This is a genomic window from Roseofilum acuticapitatum BLCC-M154, assembly GCF_030068475.1.
GTDB classification, from domain to species: domain Bacteria; phylum Cyanobacteriota; class Cyanobacteriia; order Cyanobacteriales; family Desertifilaceae; genus Roseofilum; species Roseofilum acuticapitatum.
In genome coordinates, this window is the sequence record NZ_JAQOSP010000053.1 from 46,080 (window position 1) to 52,770 (window position 6,691).

4 protein-coding genes are annotated in these 6,691 nt (G+C 43.1%); 3 read left to right on the top strand and 1 reads right to left on the bottom strand.

Annotated elements, in window-relative coordinates; translation table 11 throughout:
* The first annotated feature begins 25 nt into the window (after window positions 1-25).
* From PMG71_RS07800 to PMG71_RS07810, 3 genes are all read left to right on the top strand, one after another.
* On the top strand, window positions 26-2,314 hold the full coding sequence (locus PMG71_RS07800) for a RelA/SpoT family protein (RefSeq protein ID WP_283753095.1): 2,289 nt from the start codon (window positions 26-28) through the stop codon (window positions 2,312-2,314).
* A 25-nt stretch (window positions 2,315-2,339) separates the two neighbouring features.
* Window positions 2,340-3,785: a protein adenylyltransferase SelO gene (locus tag PMG71_RS07805; RefSeq protein ID WP_283753096.1), complete on the top strand. Its 1,446-nt coding sequence runs from the start codon at window positions 2,340-2,342 to the stop codon at window positions 3,783-3,785.
* Between the two features lie 69 nt (window positions 3,786-3,854).
* On the top strand, window positions 3,855-6,128 hold the full coding sequence (locus PMG71_RS07810; protein WP_283753097.1) for a sensor histidine kinase: 2,274 nt from the start codon (window positions 3,855-3,857) through the stop codon (window positions 6,126-6,128).
* Here the strand turns inward: PMG71_RS07810 and PMG71_RS07815 are convergent.
* The gene (locus PMG71_RS07815) at window positions 6,118-6,312 is read right to left on the bottom strand and encodes a hypothetical protein (RefSeq protein WP_283753098.1); all 195 of its coding nucleotides are present in this window, start codon (window positions 6,310-6,312) and stop codon (window positions 6,118-6,120) included. The two genes, PMG71_RS07810 and PMG71_RS07815, sit on opposite strands and share 11 nt — an antisense overlap.
* Window positions 6,313-6,691: the final 379 nt, after the last annotated feature.

A 6,691-nucleotide genomic window follows, 5' to 3' on the forward strand; every position in this document is an offset into this window, starting at 1 on the left:
GATCATCCCCAAACATCCACCCGCTATGAAAACCATCATCGAATCCAACTCCCTCGATCTAACCCTTCCCAACTGGTTAACCGCCTGTTTAACCCCAGAGCAAGTGGTCATTGATCCCCCTCCTATTTGTCAAGCCCCGCAAGATCAGCGCTTAATTCGAGAAGCCTTTGAATTTGCCTATCAACTCCATCAAGGGCAATACCGCAAATCAGGAGAAGCTTATATTTCCCATCCCGTCGCAGTCGCCGGATTATTGCGCGAATTGGGGGGAAGTGCCCCCATGATTGCGGCTGGTTTCCTCCATGATGTGGTGGAGGATACCGATGTTACCCCAGAAGAACTCGAAGAGCGATTTGGCTCAGAAGTGCGCCACTTGGTGGAAGGAGTAACGAAGCTGTCTAAATTTAAGTTTTCCAGCAAAACTGAACGGCAAGCCGAAAATTTTCGGCGCATGTTTTTAGCCATGGCTCAAGATATTCGCGTGATCGTGGTGAAGTTAGCTGACCGACTTCATAACATGCGAACCCTAGAATTTATGAAGGAGGATAAACAACGGGCGATCGCCTTAGAAACCCGTGAAATCTTTGCTCCCTTAGCCAATCGTTTGGGAATTGGGCGGATTAAATGGGAATTAGAAGACCTGTCCTTTAAGTATTTAGAACCGCTTTCCTATCGGGAGGTTCAAGCCCTAGTTGCAGAAAAGCGTACAGACCGGGAAATGCGCCTGGACAATGTGATTGAAATTCTCCAGATTCGCCTGGAACAAATTGGGATCTCTAACGTAGAAATTAGTGGCCGTCCCAAACATCTGTATGGCATTTATCGCAAAATGCAACAGCAGCAAAAGGAATTTCATGAAATCTTCGATATTGCCGGGATTCGCATGATTACCCAAAGCCACGATCAATGCTATCGGGCTTTGGCGATCGTGCATGACTCCTTCCGACCAATCCCCGGTCGATTTAAGGACTATATTGGCCTGCCCAAACCTAACCGCTACCAATCCTTGCATACGGGAGTGATTGGCCCTACAGGACGGCCCCTAGAAGTGCAAATCCGTACCCAGGAAATGCATCAGGTGGCCGAATATGGGATTGCGGCCCATTGGAAATATAAGGAAGGGGGATCGAATTATAGCCAAATGACCGATGCGGATGAAAAATTCACTTGGCTGCGTCAACTGCTGGATTGGCAAAATGATCTCAAGGATGCTCAGGAATATTTGGAGAGCATCAAGGATAATCTATTTGAAGATGATGTGTATGTCTTCACGCCCCGTGGGGATGTGCTATCCCTGACTTCGGGATCGTCAACGGTGGATTTTGCCTACCGCATTCACTCGGAAGTGGGCAACCATTGCGCGGGAGCAAGGGTGAATGGGCGTATGGTTCCTTTAAGTACGGTGTTGAAAAATGGCGATATTGTGGAAGTTTTGACGCAAAAAAATAGCCATCCTAGTTTAGATTGGCTTAATTTTGTCAAGACCGCAGGGGCAAGGAACCGAATTCGTCAATGGTACAAGCGATCGCATCGAGACGAAAATGTGGCTAGAGGTCGGGAACTGTTGGAAAAAGAAATGGGCAAATCGGGATTTGAGGCTTTGCTGAAATCTCAACCCATGCACTGGGTGGTCGAACGGTGTAATTATCATTCAGTTGACGATCTGTTGGCGGCTTTGGGATATGGTGAGCTGACCCTAAATTTGGTGGTGAACCGTTTGCGGGATGCCATTCGTGCCACTCAACCCCTGGAACCCGATCGCAAATCAAGTCTTAAGGGTGAGGCCGTGATTCCCTCTTCCTCTTCTGCCTCATCTGCTGCTGCTGGGGATCAGAGTTCTCCGATTGTGGGGATTGAAGGTTTACTCTATTATCTGGCTGGATGTTGTAATCCCATTCCCGGAGAGTTGATTATTGGGGTGGTGACCAGGGGACGGGGGATTTCGATTCATCGCCAAGGCTGTCATAATGTGGAGCATGTGGAGGGCGATCGCCTGATCCCGGTTAGTTGGAATGGCAAAAATCATAAAACAACCCCCACTCCCATGACTTATATTGTGCAAGTGCAAATCCAAACCATTGACCGGGTAGGCATTCTCAAGGATATTCTTTCGCGGTTAAGCGACCAAGGGATTAACGTGCGGAATGTGGACGTGAAAACCCAGACCGGAAAACCGGCCGTGATTAATCTGGGGATGGAAATTCGCGATCGCCCCCAACTCGAATCGGTGTTTACTCAAATTCGTAATATGAGTGATATTCTCAATATTCGTCGTTTGGGACAAGCCGAAGATGCTCATCCTGAGTCAGAATAGATAAGGGAAATCATGAGGAGCAGCGATGATAGACAGGGTAGATAACAATCCTTTTCAGAGTTTGAACACTGAAAGTGCCCTAGAAAATTTAGGGGATGATTATTACGATCTCGTGTCAGCCGCCCAATTTCCTCAGCATATTCTCCGATGGCGTAATGACGATCTCTTACCCCAAATGGGACTCGATCCCCAACAGGTGAGCGATCGCCACTTTATCGACTTTTTCGGTAAATTTAACAGCTCTCTCCCCTGTTTAGCCCTCAGATACCATGGCTATCAATTTGGAGAATACAACCCCTGGTTAGGCGATGGTCGGGGGTTTTTGTATGGCCAAGTGCGAGCAGTGGATGGCCAACTCTATGATTTTGGCACAAAAGGATCGGGCATGACTCCCTATTCCAGAGGCGCAGATGGCCGGTTAACTCTCAAGGGGGGAGTGCGAGAAGTCTTAGCCGGGGAAATGCTGCACCGCTTGGGGGTTACCACCTCACGCTGTTTGAGTTTAATTGAAACCGGAGAGTCTTTATGGCGAGGGGATGAACCCTCTCCGACGCGATCCTGTGTCATGGTACGCTGGAGTCGCTCCCATATTCGCTTTGGCACATTTGAAAGATTGCGCTATTTCGAGCGATCGGACTTAATTACCAAACTCCTAGATCATGTCATCGAACAGTATTATCCCGCTCCCTTCCCCCTAGTCAAGCCTGAACCCTCACCAGAGCGCTACATCCGATTTTACGATCAATTAGTGCAACGGGTCGCCCAACTCGCCGCCCAATGGATGGCCGCAGGCTTTTGTCATGGAGTCTTAAATACCGATAATATGTCCATTACCGGTGAAAGTTTCGACTATGGCCCCTATGGCTTCATTCCCCACTACGACCCCAATTTTACCGCCGCCTATTTTGATTATTCCGGACGCTACAGCTATGGCAATCAACCCCTGGTTTGTCAGCTCAATTTAGAACTGCTCAGTGTCGCTCTGGGTAAAGTGATCCCTAAATCGGCCATGCAAGAGAGTTTAGATCAATTCAATGTTCATTATGAACAGGCTTATCAGCAGTTGATGTTACGTCGCTTAGGCTTAGAACCCAATCGAATCGAGGCAAAAGAAGCACAGGAGTTAATCGAGTTAACGCTCAAATTACTCAAAGATACCCAGAAAGGATACCCTCAATTTTTTAGCGGTCTCCGGGATCACTTCGATCCCAGTTGGTTACAACAGGTCGATGCAATTCCCAATTGGTCTAGTGCTGGCCCCAGTTCAATTTGGCAAGCTTGGAAAATATTGTATCATAGGGTATTAACTCAAAACTCGGAGGAACAGGTAGTCAAAATTGGCGATCGCCTACAAAAAGCTAATCCCCAAGTCCATCTCTTACGTCCAGAAATTGAAACCATTTGGAACGCAATTATGATCGATGATAATTGGAAGCCATTTCTACAATTTTTACAAAATATAAATCGATAGTATCCACTCTAGCCTACATAGTCTGCTGATTATGCACTCAAAACAATATTGTTTTCAAGCCTTTTTATCATGATGCGCTTATTGGAAAAAAGCCTCCTAAGAAAGATCGCAGTTTATTATTCTGGCCTCTCATTTTTGATTCTCATATTAGTTGCCAGCAGTGCTTATATCCTAGCCCGTTCTTCCCTCAAACAATCCGTAATCAATCAGCTTGGTTTAGCCGTTTCACTCAAAGAGAATGAAATTAATCAATGGTTCTTGCTGCAACTTCAGGATGTCTTTCTATTATCAAAATTACCAGAATCAACTCAAAAAATAGATGCATTAATAAACTTGAGGCAATCCATTTTTGTCATCGAAGAGTCTGATGATTATGAATACATAAAATACTATTCAGAAATCAAAGATATCCTCAATAAAGTTACTGAACTAAAATCCAATATAAAAATTGCTTCTGTTGTGAGCAATCAAGGAATTGTTCTGATTTCAACTAATCCTCTACTCGAAAAAACATACCAGCCATTAGGTCATTTAACAACTTATATCACTGACCCAAAGTCTCCCATTAATCCCATATTTTATAACTCTATTATTACTCAAAATAAAGCGATTACATTTGTTACTCCAGTCTACAATCAAGACAATATAAAAATTGCCTATATTTCCATAGAGTTAGACTTGGGTGAAATAGACAATTTTTTGCATAATAGCAACGATTATGAGCAAGATCAAAAGATTTACTTGGTTGGTCGAATTGGCGGGCAAAACACATTTGTAAACTCCCTGACTTTACAAGAAAAAAAACTTGATTTTGTTGATAGTTTTGCCATTGATACTGTTCTTGAAGGAAAAAATGGCTCAGGCTTATATATTAATCACCAAAACATTCCAGTCTTAGGATTGTATCGGTGGATTGAAGACAAAAATATGGGTTTAGTGGCTGAAATAACTCAAAAACAAGCCTTCAGTTTAGCCGAAAACCTCGCTCGTCAAATCTTTTTAATTGGTTGTTTTTTATTGATTGTCATATTATTCATTGTTTATTGGATTTCTCGTAAATTAGTACAGCCACTGACTGAAATATCCGAAGCAGCTATAAAAGTTTCTCAAGGTAATTTGAATTGTCATGTACCTGTATTGAGTAAAGATGAACTCGGTACACTAGCGATGAGTTTTAATATCATGACCGAAAAACTCAATCACTCTTTCCATGAATTAGAGCTAATGAATCAAGAGTTGCAAATTAAAATCGATCAACTGAAGACCGCTAATCAGATTGCTGAAAAAGCGAATCAAGTTAAGAGTGAGTTCATTAGCCAAATGAGTCATGAATTAAGAACTCCTTTGAATAGTATTTTGGGATTTAGCCAAATTCTAGATGAAGATCATGAGATATCTGATGGTAAAAAGCATTTTGTTCAAGGAATTTTAGCCAGTGGTTACAAGTTATTGGAATTAATTAATAATGTCATTTCTCTATGTAACCAAGATCAAAAAGAAGAATCTTTAGCCCTCAGTGTTGTAGCAGTTGATGATGTCCTTCATGAAGTTATAGATCGATTTAGAGGTCAATTGAAAAGTTTAAACTTGTCTCTAACTTACCACCTAGAACCGAAGGTTCCGCAGTATATCCAAACGGATGTTTATGGTTTGACAAACATATTAAAGCATTTAGTTGATAATGCGGTTAAGTTTACCCCTGAAGGTCAAATCACCATCAAAGTCAATTTGTTGTCTGGAGATAACATCGATCGCTTATCAGCTAAGATGCCCAGTTATTTAACGTTTAATTCAACCCCAGTTGATTGGCTTCAATGGGAAATTGAAGATACAGGGTGTGGCATTAAACCGGAAGAATGGGAAAATTTATTTCAACCTTTTTCCCGTCATGTGAAGACGGGAGGATTTCAGGAGGGAATGGGATTAGGATTACCTTTGTGCAAGAAGTTAGTGGATCAAATGGGGGGTGAAATTCAATTGGAGAGTCAAGTTGGGATAGGCACTAAGGTTAGCATTGTTTTACCCTCCCCAAAATTAGATGCTGAGGTAGAACTTCATTTAAGTCAGACGAGACTCTCCAATACAGAACCCCAAAGTGTGAGTAGAGTGAGTGGTTCTATCGAATCTTGGAATACTCTGAAAACAGGTGTTGAATCTCTTTCTGAGGTTTGGCTTAAAAAAATGCATCAAGCTTGTTGTGAAGCGGACGATCAGAAGGTGATGGAATTGCTGGATGAGTTACCAGAGTCTGAATTGGCTAAACAGGGGATGAGTGAATTGGCTCAAAATTATCGATTAGATAAAATTTTGGAATTGGTTGAACCTTTGGTTATTAAGAATTAGGGGGTTGGCGGTGTTGAACGCGATCGCGCCATACCTGAAATCCTAGCTCAACCAATCCTCCGATCGCCGCTCCCCACACAAAAGTAGACCCACTGGCTCGATCCCAAAAACCCATGGAGCCATAGGCTAAACAGGCTGTAATCACCGCATTGCGAAGAATTCGAGTCCAATCTAAAGTTTTCATCAAAACAAGGTGCAAAGGTTATGGGCACATTGTATAATACCAAGTCTGATGGAATACCATGATTAAAAATTTAGGGAGCGAGACGCTCCCACTCCAGTAATACAGCGCTTTGCGCTGCCCCAGTAATGAGTAATGAGTAATGAGTAATGAGTAAGAAAGTCCCTCTGAGTCTTGTATAAGGGCAGATTGAGGGCGATTCAAATGTACCCCATAGCAGCGAAAACTGCTGTATCAAGGGATTATATCAAGTTCGCTTATTCATGTCCGCGAAGCGGAAATACCCTAATTAAAAATCCAGGGAGCAAGATGCTCCCACTCCAGTCATATCAAAGAATTCGAGGAGTGCGGGCATCTTGCCCGCTTCTTAACAAATTTTCAT